15 protein-coding genes are annotated in these 18,533 nt (G+C 62.1%); 7 read left to right on the forward strand and 8 right to left on the reverse strand.

The genetic code is table 11. The features are described from left to right. Positions 1-75 precede the first annotated feature (75 nt). A complete protein-coding gene (gene ispA, locus BM079_RS07175) occupies positions 76-975 on the reverse strand; it encodes a (2E,6E)-farnesyl diphosphate synthase (protein ID WP_090132358.1) in 900 nt (299 codons plus the stop codon). A gap of 10 nt (positions 976-985) precedes the next feature. Next, a complete protein-coding gene (gene xseB / locus BM079_RS07180) occupies positions 986-1,309 on the reverse strand; it encodes an exodeoxyribonuclease VII small subunit (RefSeq protein ID WP_090132360.1) in 324 nt (107 codons plus the stop codon). Between the two features lie 384 nt (positions 1,310-1,693). Between xseB and serA the strand changes: the two genes are divergently transcribed. The 4 genes from serA (at position 1,694) to BM079_RS07200 (ending at position 7,994) form a co-directional block, all read left to right on the forward strand. Continuing rightward, a complete protein-coding gene (gene serA / locus BM079_RS07185) occupies positions 1,694-2,941 on the forward strand; it encodes a phosphoglycerate dehydrogenase (RefSeq protein ID WP_090132363.1) in 1,248 nt (415 codons plus the stop codon). Between the two features lie 259 nt (positions 2,942-3,200). After that, positions 3,201-4,091, forward strand: coding sequence for an NAD(P)-dependent oxidoreductase (locus BM079_RS07190; protein ID WP_090132365.1), 891 nt, complete (start codon positions 3,201-3,203; stop codon positions 4,089-4,091). A gap of 58 nt (positions 4,092-4,149) precedes the next feature. Continuing rightward, positions 4,150-5,367, forward strand: coding sequence for an amino acid deaminase (locus tag BM079_RS07195; RefSeq protein ID WP_090132367.1), 1,218 nt, complete (start codon positions 4,150-4,152; stop codon positions 5,365-5,367). 269 nt (positions 5,368-5,636) lie between these two features. Beyond that, on the forward strand, positions 5,637-7,994 hold the full coding sequence (locus BM079_RS07200; protein WP_090132370.1) for a beta-glucosidase family protein: 2,358 nt from the start codon (positions 5,637-5,639) through the stop codon (positions 7,992-7,994). A 91-nt stretch (positions 7,995-8,085) separates the two neighbouring features. On the opposite strand, the gene BM079_RS07205 is transcribed toward BM079_RS07200, so the two are convergent. Further along, on the reverse strand, positions 8,086-8,949 hold the full coding sequence (locus BM079_RS07205) for an SDR family oxidoreductase (protein WP_090133241.1): 864 nt from the start codon (positions 8,947-8,949) through the stop codon (positions 8,086-8,088). Between the two features lie 218 nt (positions 8,950-9,167). Here BM079_RS07205 and BM079_RS07210 point away from each other — a divergent pair, with 218 nt between their 5' ends. Next, a complete protein-coding gene (locus BM079_RS07210) occupies positions 9,168-9,944 on the forward strand; it encodes a TatD family hydrolase (RefSeq protein WP_090132372.1) in 777 nt (258 codons plus the stop codon). Between the two features lie 838 nt (positions 9,945-10,782). On the opposite strand, the gene glsB is transcribed toward BM079_RS07210, so the two are convergent. After that, positions 10,783-11,706: a glutaminase B gene (glsB, locus tag BM079_RS07220; protein WP_090132376.1), complete on the reverse strand. Its 924-nt coding sequence runs from the start codon at positions 11,704-11,706 to the stop codon at positions 10,783-10,785. 239 nt (positions 11,707-11,945) lie between these two features. On the opposite strand from glsB, the gene pyrB reads away from it, so the two are divergent. Beyond that, positions 11,946-12,986, forward strand: a complete 1,041-nt coding sequence (gene pyrB / locus BM079_RS07225; RefSeq protein WP_090132378.1) for an aspartate carbamoyltransferase — start codon at positions 11,946-11,948, stop codon at positions 12,984-12,986. A 34-nt stretch (positions 12,987-13,020) separates the two neighbouring features. Here pyrB and ruvX read toward each other — a convergent pair whose 3' ends face one another. The 3 genes from ruvX to gshB all read right to left on the reverse strand — a co-directional run bounded on the left by ruvX (position 13,021) and on the right by gshB (position 15,150). Continuing rightward, complete coding sequence (gene ruvX, locus BM079_RS07230; protein ID WP_090132381.1) at positions 13,021-13,485, reverse strand: Holliday junction resolvase RuvX; 465 nt, start codon at positions 13,483-13,485, stop codon at positions 13,021-13,023. Further along, positions 13,478-14,035 carry a YqgE/AlgH family protein gene (locus BM079_RS07235; RefSeq protein WP_090132384.1) on the reverse strand — a complete coding sequence of 186 codons (558 nt, stop codon included), beginning with the start codon at positions 14,033-14,035 and terminating at the stop codon, positions 13,478-13,480. The genes ruvX and BM079_RS07235 overlap by 8 nt, the downstream gene beginning before the upstream one ends. A 152-nt stretch (positions 14,036-14,187) precedes the next feature. Then, positions 14,188-15,150 (reverse strand): glutathione synthase, encoded by a 963-nt coding sequence (gshB, locus tag BM079_RS07240; RefSeq protein WP_090132386.1) that lies wholly within the window; start codon positions 15,148-15,150, stop codon positions 14,188-14,190. A 236-nt stretch (positions 15,151-15,386) separates the two neighbouring features. On the opposite strand from gshB, the gene BM079_RS07245 reads away from it, so the two are divergent. Beyond that, positions 15,387-16,520 carry an alkene reductase gene (locus tag BM079_RS07245; RefSeq protein ID WP_090132389.1) on the forward strand — a complete coding sequence of 378 codons (1,134 nt, stop codon included), beginning with the start codon at positions 15,387-15,389 and terminating at the stop codon, positions 16,518-16,520. A gap of 95 nt (positions 16,521-16,615) precedes the next feature. Here the strand turns inward: BM079_RS07245 and poxB are convergent, their stop codons facing one another. Next, positions 16,616-18,364, reverse strand: coding sequence for a ubiquinone-dependent pyruvate dehydrogenase (gene poxB, locus BM079_RS07250; RefSeq protein ID WP_090132391.1), 1,749 nt, complete (start codon positions 18,362-18,364; stop codon positions 16,616-16,618). Between the last annotated feature and the right edge of the window lie 169 nt (positions 18,365-18,533).

Raw genomic sequence — 18,533 nt, forward strand, 5'->3', positions numbered from 1 at the left:
ATCCTGTCCCTGGTCCTGTCTAACCCCGGGACATCAAAAAATGTCGTGCCGGCCCGCAGCCGGGGGCGTCTTGTCCTAGTGGTCGCGCTCGATCATATAGCGTGCCAGTGCGGCCAGCGTGGCGCCGCGGGCCCCCAGCGGTGCCAGCGCCGCCAGCGCCTGGTTGAGCAGGTCACGCGCTCGGCGCTGTGCCTCTTCAAGGCCCAGCAGGGCCGGATAGGTCGGCTTGTCGCGCAGCGCATCGGCCCCCTGGGTCTTGCCCAGCACCTCGGTGGAGCCGGTGACATCCAGAATGTCATCCTGAATCTGGAAGGCCAGCCCAATGGCGCGGGCATAGTCGCTTAGAGCCTCAAGGTGCACCGGCTGTACGCTGGGCGCCGCCAGTGCCCCCAGCGACAGGGCCGCCTCGATCAGAGCACCGGTCTTGTGATGATGGATGGCCATCAGCGCCTCGACATCGAGCTGACGGCCCACAGCGTCCAGATCCAGCGCCTGGCCACCGGCCATGCCGGCGCGACCGGCACAGCGCGCAAGCGTTGCGACCATCTCGGCCGCTCGCGGCTGACGGGTCTCGGCCAGCACCTCGAAGGCCAGCGTCTGCAGGGCATCACCGGCCAGCAGCGCCGTGGCCTCGTCAAAGGCGCGGTGGCAGGTGGGCCGCCCGCGGCGCAGATCGTCGTCATCCATGCAGGGTAGATCGTCATGCACGAGCGAATAGGCATGGATCAGTTCGATGGCCACGGCCGGGGCATCCAGCGCTGCGTCATCGGCCTCCAGCGCCTGACCGGCCGCATAGACCAGGATGGCGCGCAGGCGCTTGCCGCCGCCCAGCACGCTGTAGCGCATGGCCTCCTCAAACCGTGCCGCCTGCACCGGTGCCGCGTTTTCCAGCACGTCGCCCAGCCGCGCCTCGACCCTGTCGCGCAGCGTTGTCATCAGGGCGCCGACATCCACACCCGCCGTGTCCACCGTCATGTCTCCCCCGTCATGCGTCGTTGTACTGCGATGTATCGTTATCCTGCGAGGTGTCATCCGGCGACACCAGGGTGCCATCACCCTGCTCCAGCAGCTGCTGCACCCGCAGTTCGGCCTGTTCGAGTCGCGTTCGGGCATCTCGCACCAGCGCGATGCCGCACTCGAAATCCTCCAGCGAGGCTTCAAGGCTCAGCTCTCCCGATTCGAGACGCCTGACCAGACCTTCAAGGGCGGTCAGGGCGCCGGCGAAATCGGAAGGCGTCTGCACCGCGGCGGTTGATGGCGCCGCAGCGCTTTGATCATTCAAGGGGGCGGACTCGGGCCGTCGTGTCATGCGTCATCCTGTAGCGCCGATACATGGCTTGAGATCGAAATGTCGGCAGACGGTCACGGCCGACAGCCTGCAAGTATACACATCCGTCATGGATTTGACGCCGCCCGGGGCGCGTATGCGGGCAGACCGAAACAGGCGAACGAACCCCTCGTCACATGCATTGCATTCATCCGGCACCCGCGAATCCTTCAACCGGGCCTGCCATGGCAGTCCATGCACCGATACCACGACCATGGTAGGATAAGCGCCCCGCCGAGCCGGGCCATCCGGGCAGCCTCGCCCGCTGTCATATCGATGCCCGATTGATTTCGGCCGAGATCGGGCCGCGCCCGCCATCTCTTCCTACTTTCCCTCAGGCCAGCCGATTAAAGGGTTGATGCGCACATGGCTAAAACGTCTCTGGACAAGAGCAAGATCAAGGTTCTGCTGCTCGAGGGCGTCCACCAGTCCGCCGTGGACAACTTTCAGAATGCCGGTTACAGCAACATCGAGCGTCTGACGACGTCGCTGAGCGAAGAGGATCTGATCGAAAGGATCCGTGACGCCCATTTCATCGGGATTCGCTCGCGCACGCAATTGAACGAACGTGTGCTGAGCGCCGCCGAGCGTCTGGTCGCCATCGGCTGTTTCTGCATCGGCACCAACCAGGTCGATCTGCCGGCCGCGCTCAAGCTCGGTATCCCGGTATTCAATGCGCCCTACTCCAACACCCGCTCGGTGGCCGAGCTGGTGCTGGCCGAGACCATCATGATGCTGCGTGGCATCCCCGAGAAAAATGCCCGCGCCCACGAGGGCGGCTGGCTGAAATCCGCCAGCAACTCGTTCGAGGCCCGCGGCAAGACGCTGGGCATCGTCGGCTATGGCAGCATCGGCGCCCAGCTGTCGGTGCTGGCCGAATCGGTCGGTCTCAACGTCATCTATTACGACACCATCACCAAGCTGGGCATGGGCAACGCCCGCCAGGTCGGCAGCCTGCAGGAGCTGATGGCGCGCGCCGATGTTGTCACCCTGCACGTGCCCGAAACACCGGCGACCACCTGGATGATCGGTCGTGACGAGCTGGCGCTGATGAAACAGGGCAGCTATCTGATCAACGCTTCGCGCGGCAAGGTCGTGGACATCGAGGCGCTGGCCGAGGTGCTCGAATCCGGCAAACTGCTGGGGGCTGCCGTCGATGTCTTCCCGGTCGAGCCCAAGGGCAACGACGAAGAGTTCGTCTCGCCGCTGCGCAAATTCAATAATGTGATTCTGACGCCGCACATCGGCGGCTCCACGGTTGAAGCGCAGGAGAACATCGGCGTCGAGGTCTCCGAGAAGCTGATCACCTTCTCCGACAACGGCACGACCATCACCTCGGTCAACTTCCCCGAAGTCGCCCTGCCGTCGCACCCGGACAAGCATCGCCTGCTGCACATTCACGCCAACGTGCCGGGTGTACTCTCCGAGATCAACCATGTGCTGGGCGATGAAGGCATCAACATCTCTGCCCAGTTCTTGCAGACCAATGAAGAGGTCGGCTACGTGGTCATCGATGTCGACAAGGCCTATGGTGAACAGGCGCTTAACGCCCTGCGCGAAGTCAATCACACCCTGCGCACGCGCGTGCTCTATTCGCAGGCCGATAGTGAATAATTCACAGCCAGAAGGCCCGAGGAGGACAATGCCATGAAGGACCCGAGGCTTCTGATCGTGATCGTTGCTGCCATCGTTCTGGTGCTGTTTTTCGTCTTCGCAGCGCTGGCCTAGCGTCTGAAGGCACCTCATACGGGCCATTCAGCGGGCGTCCTTTTCACAGGGCGCCCGCTGTCGTTTCAGACCGGACATGACCGCCGCCCCTGTCCCGGTCTACGCTGGTGCCATCTGTCTGACACCATCACAGGAGCATTGACACATGTCACACGACACTACCGTCGCGGTTCTCGGTCTGGGCGCCATGGGCCACGCCTTTGCTGCCAACCTTTTGAAAAACAATCTGTCGGTGCGGGTCTGGAACCGTACCCACTCGCGTGGCGATGACCTGGCCAAGCAGGGCGCTCTCAACACTGACAGCGCCAGTGACGCTGTCAGCGGCGCACGCTTTGTCATCACCATGCTGCCCGATGTCGAGACCACCCGTGACGTGCTGCTGGGCGAGTCCGGCGCCCTTGCCCATCTGCCCGAAAAGGGCGTCGTGATCCAGATGGGCACCATCGGCGTGGAACAGACCGAAACCCTGATTCGCGAGGTCAAAGCGACCCGCCCGGACGTGGTCCTTATCGATGCCCCGGTGTCCGGCACGAAAGCCCCGGCCGAGCAGGCCACCATCTCGGTACTGGCCAGCGGTGATCAAACGGCCGCCGATGGCATCGATACCGTGTTCAACGCCATTTCAAAACGCGTGGTCTGGCTGGGAGATGCCGGGCGCGGCTCACGCATGAAGCTCATCGTCAACGCCTGGCTGATTCACATGATGCAGGGCATTGCCGAAAGCGCGCGGCTGGCTGAGCGGCTTGGCTTTTCCACCGATGAACTATGGTCGGTGCTTGATGGCGGTCCGCTGGCGGCGCCCTACGTCAAGGCCAAGCTCGACAAGATCGGGGGAGACGAATACAGCGCCCAGATGGCCCTGGAGTGGGGGCTCAAGGATGCCCGGCTCGCCCTGGAGGCCGCCGGTGATACTGACCTGCCGGGACTGGTCCGCATCAGCGAAATCTGGCGCGACGCCGTCAATGCCGGGCTGGGCGAGCAGGACATTGCTGCCATCCATGACTACCTGCGCCGCCAGACGCGTTACCGACCCTGACGGCGCCTTTTGGCGCCCGATGACAACAACACCAATATCCCATCAGGAGCGCCCCACCATGCATACCCCTTCGCTCTCGTCTGCCGCAGGCCAGTTCCCTCAGAAGGGCAGTTTGATCCTCGATGATCACCTGCTCACCGGCGTGAGCCTGCCGGCGATGGTGCTGCACCAGACAGTGATCGAGCACAACATCGCCTGGATGCAGCGCTTTGCCGATCGCCATCACGCCCGCCTGGCGCCGCACGGCAAGACCACCATGATGCCGGCGCTCTTTTCACGCCAGATCGAGGCCGGCGCCTGGGGCATCACGCTGGCTACCGCGACACAGTGTGCGGCGGCCTTTGCTCACGGGATCAAACGCCTTCTCATGGCCAATCAACTGATCGGACAGGCCAACATGGCGCTGATCGCCCGAATGATCGAAAACGGGCTGGATTTTTATTGCACGGTGGATCACGCCGATAACGTGCGCGTTCTCAACGAGTTTTTCGCGGCATCTGGTCAGCAGCTTCAGGTGCTGATCGAGCTGGGCGTCCCGGGCGGACGCTGCGGCGTGCGTGACAGCTCAGAGCTGGCCACGCTGGTGGAGGCCATCCGGCAGGCCCCGGCCCTGAGGCTGGCAGGCATCGAAGGGTATGAAGGCATGATCGGTGGTGACCATGCGCTGGAGGACGTGCGCGCCTATGGTCAGCGGCTGGTGGAGACCGTCAGACACCTTCATGACAGCGGCGCGCTGGCCGTTGAGCGCCCGATCGTCACGGCGTCAGGGTCGAAATGGTTCGACCTGATCGCCGAGGCCTTTGATCAGGCCGAGCTGCGTGAACATTACACGCCGGTGCTGCGCCCGGGCTGCTACGTGACCCACGACCACCGGCTCTATCGCGAGGCAATGGAGGCGGTCAGCGAGCGTCACCCGGCACTTGAAGGCGCACTTGAACCGGCGCTGGAGGTCTTCGCGCAGGTACAGTCACTGCCCGAACCGGGTCTTGCGATCGTGGCCATGGGCAAGCGCGATATCTCCTGCGACCCGGACCTGCCCATGGCACTGAGGCTGTATCGCGATGGCCGGTGTGTGCGCGAGGTCACCGACTGGCAGGTGTTTCACATCATGGATCAGCACACGTTCCTGCGCGTGCCCGATCACGCCGATATCCGTATCGAGGACGTGATCGCCTTTGGCGCCTCCCATCCGTGCCTGACCTTTGACAAGTGGCGCCAGGGACTGTGGGTGGATGAAAAATTGTCGGTCACGGCCGTCGCGCCGACGTTTTTTTAAGCTTCAAAAAAGACCGACACAAGACCTCACAAAAAGACGGAACAGACCATGACCGCTCCCCGGACAGGCGCTGATGACGCAGCGGCCCTGGACCTGTTCGTTGCGCCTGCTGACGACGGTTCACACTCGCTCATGGTTGCTGGCAAATACTGACGTTTCGATACAGCAAACCACCGGCCATACGACTAAGGTAGTCCCATTGTTGACTGCCCCGTGCTCGCCTCAATGCTGCCGGGCCGGCCATCCTGATTTCCGGAGACGCCTTACGCATGCGCCAACGCTTTTTCCTGCCTGTCATTTCGCTGTCCGCTCTTCTCTTCAGCGCCCAGACGCTGGCCACCCAGATGCCGCCAGTGCCGGACCAGCGCCCCGGCCGGCTGGCCCAGGCCGAGCAGGCCCTGAGCGAGCGCCTGGCCCAGGCGCCCTGGATGGATCAGAGCCGCAGCGCCGATGAGCGCGCGCGCGCCGTACTGGAAGAGATGACCACGACCGAGAAGATGCAGCTGCTGGTGGGGGATTTCGCTGCGCCCATGGATGCCACCCAGCAGGTACGAGGGGCCATCGGCTCCGCCGGTTTTGTGCCGGGCGTCAGCCGGCTGGGCATACCGGCCCAGCAGCAGACCGATGCCGATCTGGGGGTGACCAATCCCGGCTGGATCGATCCCGATCGGGAAGCCACGGCGCTTCCTTCGGTGCTGGCCGCTGCCGCCACCTGGCAGCCCGAACTGTCCCATCAGGGCGGAGCCATGATCGCCCGCGAGGCGCGCCACTATGGCTTCAACGTGCTGCTGGGCGGCACGGCGGGCCTGGTACGCGACCCGCGCGCCGGGCGCAACTATGAAATGCCCGGTGAGGACCCGCTGCTCTCGGGTCTGACTGCCGCCGCCAAGATCAACGGCATCGAAAGCCAGCATGTCATGTCGACCATCAAGCACTTTGCCATGAACGCCCAGGAGACCGGGCGCCACAAGCTGAGTGCCAACATCAGCGATCAGGCCCTGCAGGAGTCCGATCTGCTCTCGTTCCGTTATGCGCTCGAGCACAGCCACCCGGGCGCGACGATGTGCGCCTATAACCGGGTCAACAGTGACTATGCCTGTCAAAATGGCTACCTGCTCAATCAGGTGCTCAAGGGCGAGTGGGGGTATCCGGGCTTTGTGATGTCCGACTGGGGTGCGGTCTACTCCAGCGCCCCCTCTGCCAACGCCGGGCTGGATCAGCAGTCGGCCGCCGAGGACTTTGACGGCGTGGTCTATTTCGGTGCGCCACTGGAGAAAGCCGTCGAGCGCGGCGAGGTGCCTCGCGAGCGTATCGATGACATGGCCTTTCGCATCCTGCGCAGCTATTTCGCCGCCGGCATCGTGGATCACCCTGCAACCGGTGCGCCCATCGATAAGGGCGCCAATGCCGATGTGGCCCAGAAGATCGCCGAAAATGCCATGGTGCTGTTGAAAAACGACGACGATGTCCTGCCACTGGAGGCCACCCGGGACAAGCGCATCAGCGTGACCGGCGCTCATGCCGATCGCGCGGTCATTGCCGGCGGTGGCTCGGCCGCGGTCGTCCCCATGGATGGCGACGCCATGCCCGATCTCATGCCGCCAAAAGGCGTCAACACCCAGCGGCTCTATCCAAAATCTTCTCCTCTGGGCGCCATCGGTCTTCATGCTCCAGACTCAAAGGTCACCTTCAGCCCGGGTGATGACATCGACGCCGCTGTCCAGCAGGCCCGTGACAGTGACGTGGCCGTGGTCTTTGCCCAGCAGTGGACCTCCGAGACGATGGACATGAACAGCCTGGCGCTGGAAGGCCATCAGAATGCCCTGATCGAGGCGGTGGCAAAGGCCAATCCCCGCACCGTTGTCGTGCTCGAAACCGGCGGACCGGTCGCCATGCCCTGGTGTGACGATGTGGCCGCCATCATGCAGGCCTGGTATCCGGGTCAGCGCGGCGGAGAAGCCATTGCCAATGTGCTTTTCGGGCAGAAAAACCCCTCGGGCCGACTGCCGGTCACCTTTCCGCAGAGTGATGATCAGTTGCCACGCCCACAAGTGCCCGGCCAGACCATCGGCAACAGCGCCTTTTTTGATGTCGACTACAACCGCGAAGGGGCTGACGTGGGCTATCGCTGGTTCGAACGCGAAGGCAAGACACCGCTGTACGCCTTCGGCCATGGCCTGTCCTACACCACCTTTAAGCGCCATGATCTGAGTCTTGAGCGTAATGGACAGCAAGTGACGGCTCACTTCACCGTGACCAACAGTGGCGATCATACAGGTCGCACCACGCCACAGCTCTACGTGCACGCCCCCGATGGGTCACCGGCCCGGCTGGGCGGCTGGCAGAGTCTTGAGCTCCCCCCCGGAGCATCGCGAGAGGTGAGCATCGAGATCGACCCACGCCAGTTTGCCCGCTATGACAGCGCGCAGCGCCAGTGGCAACTTGAAGGCGGTCATTACCGGGTCAGCCTGGCAGATTCTGCGACAGACATTGATGAGACTCGGGAGATCACACTACCGGCGGGCGTCGTGGCCATGGGAAAACTGGCGCGAGATGCACAGGTCCCTTCACCAGCCGATCAACCTCGTATCGCGGCCAACGAATCAGAGGCGGATCATTCACGCTGATTCAGACATCGACCAGGATAAAAAAACGGCGCCCGTGTGGCGCCGTTTTTTGTTCGACCATTCTTCCACCAAAAGGCAGACACCGTGTCTGTCAGCCGTTGACGATCATGCCACCGTTGACGTGGATGGTCTGACCGGTGACGTAGCTGCTGTCGCGGCAGGCCAGATAGACATAGGCCGGGCCCAGCTCTGACGGTTGACCCGCACGCCCCATCGGCGACTGGCTGCCGAAGTCCTCGACCATCTCTTCATCGAACGCCCCCATGGTAGAGGGAATCAGCGGCGTCCAGATCGGGCCGGGCGCGACCTGATTGACGCGGATGCCGTCACCGACACACATCTTTGACAGCGCGCGGGTAAACCCGGCGTTGGCGCCCTTGGTGGTGGTATAGGCCAGCAGGTTGGCATTGCCGGCAAAGGCGTTGACGGAGGTGGTGTTGATCACCGTGCCCTTCGTCTCGCGCAGATGCGGGATGGCGGCCTTGGCCATATAGAAATAGCCGTGGATGTTGACGTCAAAGGTGCGCCGCCACTCTTCGTCCGAGGTCTCCTCGGGGCGGTTGTGCAGCACCTGCTGGGCGGCGTTGTTGACCAGCACATCGAGCTTGCCAAAAGTATCGACCACCTGCTGCACCGACTGACGGCAGAAATCGGCATCGGCCACGTCACCGGCAATCAAGAGCGCTCGTCGCCCTTCCTTTTCGATCATCCGTTGCGTGGCTTCGGCGTCCTCATGCTCATCAAGATACATGATGGCCACATCGGCGCCTTCACGAGCGAAATGCACCGCGGCGGCTCGACCGATGCCGCTGTCGCCACCGGTCACGATCGCCACCAGATCCTGCATCTTGGCGCTGCCACGATAGTCGGGATGCATGAACTCGGCCGGCGGGGTCATCTCGCCTTCAACGCCGGGCTGACGGTCCTGCTTCTGCGGGGGAATATGTTCTGCCATGACGATCACGCTCCCTGTCATTGAATGGTCTGAGCCATTCGTCCAAAGACGAATACGGCCACCAGCGTCCTGCGATGGGCGTATTACGACGAATGGCTAAAGCGTAGTCGTGATTGCCCACCCTGCCATTCACCCTTCACTACAGGACGCTACACTCCGCCATGCCTGAACCCAAAAAGGCGCCAGCGCCGGATGGACGAAATGACAGGAGCGATGACATGACCGCCCCCTTTGTGGATACCCACTGCCATTTTGATTTTGCGCCCTTTTGCGGCCACGAGACGCAAAGCCTGCAGCAGGCGGCGGCGGCCGGCGTGGAGAAACTGATTGCCGTAGGCGTTTCGGCAGAGCGCTTTGCGGGGGTCATGGCACTGGCCGAGCGCCATGTGCCGGTGTATGCCGCGCTCGGCATCCATCCCATGGCGGTGCATGAGAGTCGCGACGAGCACCTTGAGCAACTGGAGGCCTGGCTCGGACAGCGTTCTGGCAAGCTGGTCGCTGTCGGTGAAATCGGGCTGGATCTTTATATCGACAATCCGCAGTTTGACCGGCAGGAGGCCATGCTGGATGCCCAGCTGCGGCTGGCACGCCGGTATGACCTGCCGGTGATCCTGCATTCGCGCCGCACGCACGACAAGCTCGCCATGCACCTGAGACGTCTCGACCTGCCCCGAACCGGCGTCATTCACGGTTTTGCCGGCAGTGAGCAGCAGGCACAGGCCTTTATCAAGGCGGGATATCTGATCGGCGTGGGGGGCACCATGACTTATGAGCGTGCCACCAAAACACGGCGCACCCTGTCGCGTTTGCCGCTGTCGTCACTGCTACTGGAAACGGATTCACCGGATATGCCCGTGCAGGGTTTTCAGGGCGAGCCCAATCGCCCCGAGCGGATCCATAACGTCTGGCAGCGCCTGTGCGAAATTCGCAAGGAGTCTCCCGACGAGATTGCCGACACCATCCGAGACAATACCCGCAGGCTGTTTGGCATCTGACTCGCCTCTATTAAAGACGAGCCGAGACCAATGCTGTCGATTCAGAAGGTTTTACAAGCAGGCAGGCCCGAAAGGCTGACCTGTTTTTCCGGTTATCGTAAATATTATTACGTAACAAATTAAGCGCTTTGATAAAACCATAATCGAACAGAATTTAAGCTGAGCAAAAAGTATACAAAAACATCCCTGAAGAGCCTGCTGAAAACGGCAATACCAGCGACCACTATTCATGCAGATCACTTGTCGGCATGTTCAGAATCAAAAAACGAGCGATCGGCCTTATAAATCGATCGTCGCCGATTGGCCCTTGATAGGCAGGGATGGGAAGAATCAACTCGTGTTCGAAAATCTGGCCGAGGCTGACCTAAAAAGGCTGTCATGGATCGAAACAGGAAACCATGTGTACAGCATCAAAAATCCCGCGCTACGAGAAGTAGCGCGGGCACAGGATCACTAACCGTAATTTATAGCGTAACGTTACGTATCAAGGATAATGCCGTCATTGAGTTGGAGGGTCTGGCCGTTCATGCAGAAAGACTCGACGCTTGCCAGATAGATATAGGCCGGCGCCATCTCGCTGGGCTGACCGACCCCGGGGCCATCGCACGACCGATATCGCTGTCGCCGCCGGTAATTAATGCGACCTTGCCTTTCAGCTTTTCGGTGCCCCGATAGCCGTCCCGAATATATTCGGGTTGCTCCTGCATGCGATCTTCATCGCCGGGCTGTGACCGGGTGCACGGTCCAGGGCGCCTTGCTCAAAGAGTAGAGCGCCCTGTAATGCGTTCAGGAAGGGGCTGAATCGTGACATCGGCGTCTGCCAAAGACGCCAATAGCCTCAACAGGGAAGCGGTGAAAATACCGACCAGCCGATCTGCTCACTGAGCCGTTCCAGCACGGCCATGCCTATCAGCGAATTGCCGCTGGCATTAAGGGCCGGTGACCACACGCAGATGCTGTAGCGGCCTGGCACGACGGCCACAATGCCGCCGCCTACGCCGCTCTTGCCGGGCAACCCCACGCGATAGGCAAAGTTGCCCGCCTCGTCATAGAGCCCGCTGGTGGCCATGATGGCGTTGACCTGCTGGGTCTGGCGCGGCGTCAGAATGCGCTCGTCGCTGTGAAGGCAGCGCCCGCCGTTGGCCAGAAAGGAGAAGCCGCGTACCAGATCCACACAGCTGGCTGTCAGTGCACAGTGATGAAAGTAGCTTTTGAGCACGGCCTCCACGTCATTGTGGAAGTTGCCAAAGGACTGCATGAGATAGGCCATGGCCGCGTTGCGCGCCCGATGCTGGTATTCGGACTCGGCCACCACTCGATCGGAAATGATCTGCACGTTGTCGGTCAGTCGGCGCACCAGATCGCGCATGGATAGAATCGGGGCGGCGTAGCGCGACTGGTTGATGTCGGCGATCACCAGCGCACCGGCATTGATGAAGGGATTACGCGGGCGGCCCTTTTCAAACTCGAGCTGTACCAGCGAATTGAAGGCCTGGCCCGAGGGTTCATGGCCAAGCCGTTCCCAGAGACTTTCTCCACCGTGCGAGATGGCCTGAACCAGACTGAAGACCTTGGAAATACTCTGGATCGAGAAGGGTGTATCAGCGTCACCAGCCTGATAAAGCGCGCCATCGGTGCCGAGCATGGCAATGCCGAGATGATACGGATCAACCCCGGCCAGCGCCGGGATATAGCTGGCCACGTGTCCCTGGCCGAGCAGGGGGCGCACACCCTCGAGAATGGATTCCAGCAGTGCCTGCATGGGTAATGGCCGTCCTGACACGGGGCGCTCGCCCGGATGAAAAAAAGCGAGCGCAGTATATCGTGCCGGCCGGCGCAGGCCCATCCTGTCATGCCCCGTGACGACTGCCCTCAAAAAGCACCTGACGGGCGCTCACTCCCCCGGTGAAGGGCAAGGGCCTGTCGCGCTACACTAGCGCGCGTTTGTGCCTCACAGTGCCCGCTGTGTGGCTTTGTCCCTCCCAGTCAGAGGCGAGTGCCATGAGTGCCCATCTGTTGTCCGTTGATAGTTTGTCCCGCGACTACGTCGATCATCTCTTTGACGTGGCGCGACGCATGGAGCCCATCGCCCAGCGCCGGAAGATCACACGGGTGCTGGAAGGCGCCGTGCTGGGCAATCTCTTTTTCGAGGCCAGTACCCGTACGCGCATGAGCTTTCACTCGGCCTTCAGTCGGCTGGGCGGCAGCGTCTGCGATACCACCGGCTTCACCTTCTCCTCGATGGCCAAGGGCGAATCGCTGTATGACACCAGCCGCGTGATCAGCGGCTACGTCGATGCCATCGTCATGCGCCACCCCGATCTGGGCTCGGTGGCCGAATTTGCCGCCGCCACCCACGTACCGGTCATCAATGGCGGCGATGGCCCGGGTGAGCACCCCAGCCAGGCCCTGCTGGATCTCTACACCATCAACAAGGAGTTCGAACGTCTTGGCAAGGCGCTGCCCGGCGCGCATCTGCTGCTGACCGGCGATCTCAGGTATGGGCGCACCGTGCATTCGCTGCTGAAGCTTCTGTCGCTCTATCCGCCGATGCAGATCACACTGGTATCGCCGCCGGGACTCGAGATGCCTTCAGAGCTCATCGACCGCGCCGAAAACGCCGGCCACCGGGTGAGCCAGCGCGACACACTGCAGGCCGATTACAGCGATGTGGACGTGGTCTACGCCACGCGCATCCAGAAGGAGCGTTTTACCCAGGAGATGGTGGAAGGCTTCAGCCTGTCGAGCGACTTCAGCGTCGACCGCGCCTTTCTCGATCAGCGCTGCAGCACGCACACCATCGCCATGCACCCGCTGCCGCGCGACAGCCGACCCGGCGCCAACGACCTCGATGTCGATCTCAACGACGATCCCCGACTGGCGATCTTTCGCCAGACCGACAATGGCATTCCGGTGCGCATGGCGATCTTTGCCACGCTCATGGGGGTGGCGGACACCTTCGATCGCGATCTTCGCGACGTGGGCTGGCAACCGCCGCATCGAATCGGGGTCGATGATGCTGACTTCATCGCTCTGAAGTAAGTCGTTACTTACGAAGTGGCCCTGTGGAGAGAAGTCAGCGGGGCGGAGGAATGTTGAGCAGCGCGCCGTGGGCCTGTTGCTCGAACCAGCCCGTGAGAATCAGTTCGGCGGCGATGCCGTCGACGCCTTCCTGGCGATAGTTGCCCTTGTGACCTTCCTCGCGGGCAATGGCCTTGGCCGCACGGGTAGTGCCGCGCTCGTCAAACATCTCCAGCGGCCTGCCAAAGCGGCCGTGCAGGCGGTTGCCGAACTTGCGCGCACGCCGGCTCATGTCGGATTCGGTGTCGTCCATGTTGAGCGGTAGCCCGACCACGAACACATCGGGCTGCCACTCTTGGAGCAGACGCTCGATCACGTGCCAGTCGGGAATGCCGTCGCGCGCCGGGATCGGATCAAGCGCCGTGGCGCTGCCCAGCAGCTCGTTGCCGACCGCGACACCAATGCGCCTTGCGCCAAAATCAAAGGCCAGCACCTGGCGCTGGCCCACCGCCTCAGCCATGACCGGCCTCGCGCGAGAGCAGGCTCAGATCCACGCCCAGATGCCCTGCCGCGGTTTCCAGACGCGCCGGCGCGGGCGTATGGAAAAGCACCTCGTCGCTGGCCTCCACGGTCAGCCAGGTGTTGTCCTTGATCTCTCGGGCAAGCTGTTCAGGCTCCCAGCCCACGCAGCCCAGACAGACCAGAAACTGCTCGGGGCCGCGACCGCCCGCAATGGCATGCAGAATGTCCATCGAGGTGGTCAGCGCCCGGTTCTCGCCGGTGCGGATGCTGGAGTCCCAGTGTTCCGGACTGCCGGAATGCAGGATGAAGCCGCGCTCGCGATGCACCGGGCCACCGTTGAGCACCGGCGTGTCCAGTGCCTGACACTCGCTGGCATCGATCTCGAGCTGCTCGAACAGCGCTTCCAGCGTCAGCTCCATGGGCTGATTGAGCTTCAGTCCCAGGGTGCCGTTGTCGTCGTGGTCGCAGATATAGGTCAGCGAGCCCGCAAAGTTCTCGTCCTCGAGATGGGGCATCGCCATGAGAAAGTGATCGCGCAAGCCTTGCATGGGCCTCCCGGGTGATAACGCAGGCAGGCGCTCCTGCCACAGGGCAGGGGCGCGCAGCGATGAAGCATGACATGGAAAGCGGCCGATACCGGGGCATCGGCCGCGATAATGCAGATATGGTAACACTGGCGGGCCAGCGTGACGTCAACACCTTAAGCGCTGAAGCGCTGCTCGATGGCATCCATCAGCATGCCGGCGATGTCGGTGCCCTTCTGGGCATCGATCTCACGCACACAGGTGGGGCTGGTGACGTTGATCTCGGTAATGTAATCCCCGATCACATCGAGGCCCACAAAGATCAGTCCGAGCGATTTGATGGAGTCTTTGACCTGATCGACCAGCCAGTAGTCGCGCTCGGTCAGCTCGCGCGCTTCGCCGCGGCCACCGGCAGCCAGATTGCCGCGCACCTCGCCGGCCGAAGGAATGCGGGCCAGACCATAGGGCACCGGCTCGCCGTCGATCAAAAGAATGCGGGTATCGCCCTGCCTGATCTCGGGAATATAGCGCTGCGCCATGATCTGCTCGGTGCCGCGACGGGTCAGCTGCTCGATCACCGCACCGATGTTGCGCCCATCAGGGGCGATGTGAAAGATGCCGGTGCCACCCATGCCGTCCAGCGGCTTGAAGATGGTGTCACCCTGCTCGGCGTGAAACTCGCGCAGGACCTTGTCATTGCAGGAGACCACGCTGGGTACCAGACACTGGGGAAACTGCTGGGCGTAGAGCTTTTCGTTGCAGGTCAAAAGCGCTCGGGTCGGATTGACCACCAGCACGCCTTCGCGCTCGGCAAAGCCCAGCAGATGCACGGCGTTGGTAAAATTGACATCCACCGGCGGGTCCTGACGCATCAGGATCACATCCATCTGCGCCAGAGGCCCGGCCTCGACCTCGCCCAGGGCGTAGTAATGCTCGGGATCGTTTTCGAACACCTCGAGCGCGCGCAGACGCCCCATGGCGCGTCCATCCTTGAGATACAGATCCCCCGGCTCGAGATAGAAAAGCCTGTGGCCGCGCCGCCTGGCGGCCCACAGCATCGCCAGCGTCGTGTCCTTTTTCCAGGCAATGGTCGCGATGGGGTCCATGACGACCGCAATGTTCAATGCACGTTCACTCATTTAAAACTCCGGAACACGGCCGTGTGATGTTGTGGCAGCCGCTCATGCCGTCAGTATGACGCAAGGGTCATTCTTCGACCATGATCGAACCTGCCGGATACCGTCGGGCGGGGTTGTTCTTTCCAATCGCGGGGATGGCTGAAAACTATCGGGAGGGTGCCCCTGAGCGACTAGACTTTAGTGGAACAGGATATTGCTGAGCTTTCGCGTTCAGCCGTTTCACAGAGAGGATTTTCATGTCGTCACTTTTTGAACGCTTCGATCTCGCCGGCATCCCGCTTGATAACCGCATCGTCATGGCACCCATGACCCGATCGCGCGCAGCAGGTGACATCCCCAACGAAATGGGTGCACTTTACTATCGTCAGCGCGCCAGTGCCGGTCTGATCATCTCCGAGGGCACGCCGGTATCGCGCCAGGGCACGGGCTATCTGTATAACCCCGGCATCTACGGTCCGGACCAGATCGAGGGCTGGAAAAAAGCCACGCGCGCTGTTCATGAACGTGGCGGGGTGTTCTTTGCCCAGATCTGGCACGTCGGGCGCGTGTCGCACACCACCGTTCAGATCGCCGGGGCTGCCCCGGTCGGCCCGAGTGACCAGCCCGGCGGCATGGCGTTTGGCTACAACGAGCAGGGCACGCCCGACATGCTCAAGGCCAGCACGCCGCGTCAGCTCGAAACCTGCGAGGTGCGTGACATCGTGCGCGATTTCGCTCAGGCCGCGGTCAATGCTCGTGAAGCCGGCTTCGATGGCGTCGAGATTCACGGTGCCAACGGCTACCTTTTCGAGCAGTTTCTCAATCCGGGCGTCAATGACCGTGATGACGAGTATGGCGGCTCGCGAGAGAACCGTTGCCGCCTGTTGATGGAAGTCGTCGATGAGGTCAGCGCGCTGATCGGCGCCCATCGCGTCGGCGTACGTCTTTCACCATTTGGCACGCTCTTTGACATGCCGGAGTACGACGACAACGGCGAGACCTATCTCCACCTAGCGCGTGAATTCAACAAGCGCGGGCTCTCCTACGTGCATCTTCACGACCAGGGCGGTCAGGGCATGGCGCCCATGCCGCGCGAGTACCTGAGGACCTTCCGCGATACCTATCAGGGTAACCTGCTGCTGGCCGGTAATCTCGACCAGGCCGAGGCCGAAAAACTGGTCAACGATGGCACCATCGATCTGCCGGTCTTTGGTCGCGTTTACACCTCGAACCCTGATCTGGTCGAGCGGATGAAAAACGGCTGGCCGCTGGCCGAGTTTGATCCGTCCACCTTCTATGGCGGTGACGCCCGTGGCTATGTCGACTTCCCGACCTACGAGGAGGAGCAGGCCCGCAAGGCCCGCCAGGCACTGATCGACGAGAAAAGCTGATCACCTGATCGTCATCTCGCAAAAAGCCCCGGCCATGCCGGGGCTTTTTATGACTGTCGCTCATATGTCAGCAAGTACTCACTATAGTGCCATGATCACTTTTTACGCCACAGACGGCTGAGCCAGTTGGTGTTGGCAAGATCCATCACCTCGTCGCCGCGTCCGCTCATGACGGCGCGCAGCATGTAGAGGCTGAACCCTTTCGCCTGGGCAGCTTCAATGGTCGGGGGCATGGAAAGCTCCTGTTTGGCCACCTTCACATCCACGATGACCGGGCCGTCGTGGGCAAAGGCCTCCTCGAGTACGCCATCGAGCTGCTCGGAGCTGGAGACCGTCAGCCCCTTGATGCCCAGCGCCTCGGCCAGACGGGCGTAGTCGGCACTGGGCAGGTTGGTCACCTCGTCCACGTAGCCGGCCGCCTTCATCTCCATCGCCACAAAGCCGAAGGTCGCGTTATTGTAGACGATCACCTTGACCGGCAGCTTCTGCTCGGCCAGCGTCATCAGATCGCCCATCAGCATGTTGATGCCGCCGTCGCCGGACAGCGAGATGACCTGGCGTCCGGGCATGGCCGTTTGGGCCCCCATTGCCTGCGGCATGGCGGTGGCCATCGAGCCGTGCATGAAGGAGCCGGTCAGACGCCGCCGGCCGTTCATCTTCAGATAGCGCGCCGCCCAGACCGTGGGCGTGCCGACATCAGCGGTAAACCAGGCATCCTCGGCGGCCAGCGCGCTGATGCGGGCGGTGAGATACTGCGGATGCAGCGGCCTGCCTTCATCGTCCGGAACCGCCAGCTCATCCAGATCCTCGCGCGCCTTGCGGTAGTGTTCCTGGGCCTTGTCGAGAAACTCGCGATCGGTTTTTTCCTCCAGACGCGGCAAAAGCGCCTCGAGACTGGCCTTCACATCCCCCACCAGCCCCTTGAGCAGCGTGCTGCGACGGCCCAGATGGCCGGGGCGCACATCGATCTGCACGATACGGCCATGCTCGGGGAAGAAGTCGCGATAGGGAAAGCTGGTGCCCAGCATGATCAGAAAGTCACACTCCTTGAGGGTGTGATAGCCCGAACTGAAGCCGATCAGACCGGTCATCCCCACGTCATAGGGATTATCGTATTCAAGCCATGACTTGCCGCGCAGGGCGTGGACGATGGGCGCCTTGAGCCGCTCGGCCAGCGCGATCACCTCATCGTGCGCCCCGGCGCAGCCCGCCCCGCAGAGCATGGCCACTCTCTGACTATCATTGAGAAGCTCGGCCAGCTCGTCGAGCTCGGGCTCGGGCTCGGCAGGCACCGAGACGGGCGCCACCGGCGTACTCCACTGCATCTTCTGCTCAACGGCCTTTGAGAGCGCCACGTCCCCGGAGATCACGATCACCGCCACGCTCTTTTCCAGAATGGCGGTGCGCATGGCGGTTTCGATCACGCGCTGTGCCTGGGACGGGTTGGAGATCAGCTCACAGTAGTCGCTGCACTCCTTGAAAAGCTGCTCCGGATGGGTTTCCTGAAAATATCCCAGGCCCACTTCACTGGAGGGAATCTGCGCGGCGATGGCAAGCATTGGCGTATGCGCGCGTTTGGCCTCGAAAAGGCCGTTGATCAGATGCGTGTTGCCGGGTCCACAGGAGCCGGCACAGACGGTCAAACCGTCGCGCGCCTCGGCTTCGCCGCTGGCGGCCAGTGCCGCCACCTCCTCGTGACGCACGCCGCGCCAGGTGATGGCGTCCTGTCGCCGCAGGCTCTCGGTCAGGCCATTGAGTGAATCCCCCGGCAGCCCCCAGATGTTCTGCACACCGGCCCGGGCCAGCGTACGTACCAGCATGTCGGCAACACTATGGTCGGCCATGATCACGTCTCCCTGTGATGGCAGCGCCGGTACGCCGTGTCACTCATCATGACCGGCGCACGGGCGGTAAAAAGAAATGCGGCAGGGTTGAAGTTCAGACGAGCATTCGACGAATGTCCAATGCTATCGGCACATCATCTACCAATGAGGCCATCGTTCGACGATAAAA

It is taken from the genome of Kushneria avicenniae (genome assembly GCF_900112585.1).
GTDB lineage: Bacteria > Pseudomonadota > Gammaproteobacteria > Pseudomonadales > Halomonadaceae > Kushneria > Kushneria avicenniae.

Bases quoted from the DNA above. Each gene is read 5' to 3' on its own strand.
- ispA (WP_090132358.1), bottom strand. From the start codon at position 975: ATGACGGTGGACACGGCGGGTGTGGATGTCGGCGCCCTGATGACAACG.
- BM079_RS07200 (WP_090132370.1), top strand. From the start codon at position 5,637: ATGCGCCAACGCTTTTTCCTGCCTGTCATTTCGCTGTCCGCTCTTCTC.
- BM079_RS07245 (WP_090132389.1), top strand. From the start codon at position 15,387: ATGTCGTCACTTTTTGAACGCTTCGATCTCGCCGGCATCCCGCTTGAT.
- poxB (WP_090132391.1), bottom strand. From the start codon at position 18,364: ATGGCCGACCATAGTGTTGCCGACATGCTGGTACGTACGCTGGCCCGG.
- pyrB (WP_090132378.1), top strand. From the start codon at position 11,946: ATGAGTGCCCATCTGTTGTCCGTTGATAGTTTGTCCCGCGACTACGTC.
- serA (WP_090132363.1), top strand. From the start codon at position 1,694: ATGGCTAAAACGTCTCTGGACAAGAGCAAGATCAAGGTTCTGCTGCTC.
- glsB (WP_090132376.1), bottom strand. From the start codon at position 11,706: ATGCAGGCACTGCTGGAATCCATTCTCGAGGGTGTGCGCCCCCTGCTC.
- BM079_RS07195 (WP_090132367.1), top strand. From the start codon at position 4,150: ATGCATACCCCTTCGCTCTCGTCTGCCGCAGGCCAGTTCCCTCAGAAG.
- BM079_RS07235 (WP_090132384.1), bottom strand. From the start codon at position 14,035: ATGCAAGGCTTGCGCGATCACTTTCTCATGGCGATGCCCCATCTCGAG.
- BM079_RS07210 (WP_090132372.1), top strand. From the start codon at position 9,168: ATGACCGCCCCCTTTGTGGATACCCACTGCCATTTTGATTTTGCGCCC.
- BM079_RS07190 (WP_090132365.1), top strand. From the start codon at position 3,201: ATGTCACACGACACTACCGTCGCGGTTCTCGGTCTGGGCGCCATGGGC.
- xseB (WP_090132360.1), bottom strand. From the start codon at position 1,309: ATGACACGACGGCCCGAGTCCGCCCCCTTGAATGATCAAAGCGCTGCG.
- BM079_RS07205 (WP_090133241.1), bottom strand. From the start codon at position 8,949: ATGGCAGAACATATTCCCCCGCAGAAGCAGGACCGTCAGCCCGGCGTT.
- ruvX (WP_090132381.1), bottom strand. From the start codon at position 13,485: ATGGCTGAGGCGGTGGGCCAGCGCCAGGTGCTGGCCTTTGATTTTGGC.
- gshB (WP_090132386.1), bottom strand. From the start codon at position 15,150: ATGAGTGAACGTGCATTGAACATTGCGGTCGTCATGGACCCCATCGCG.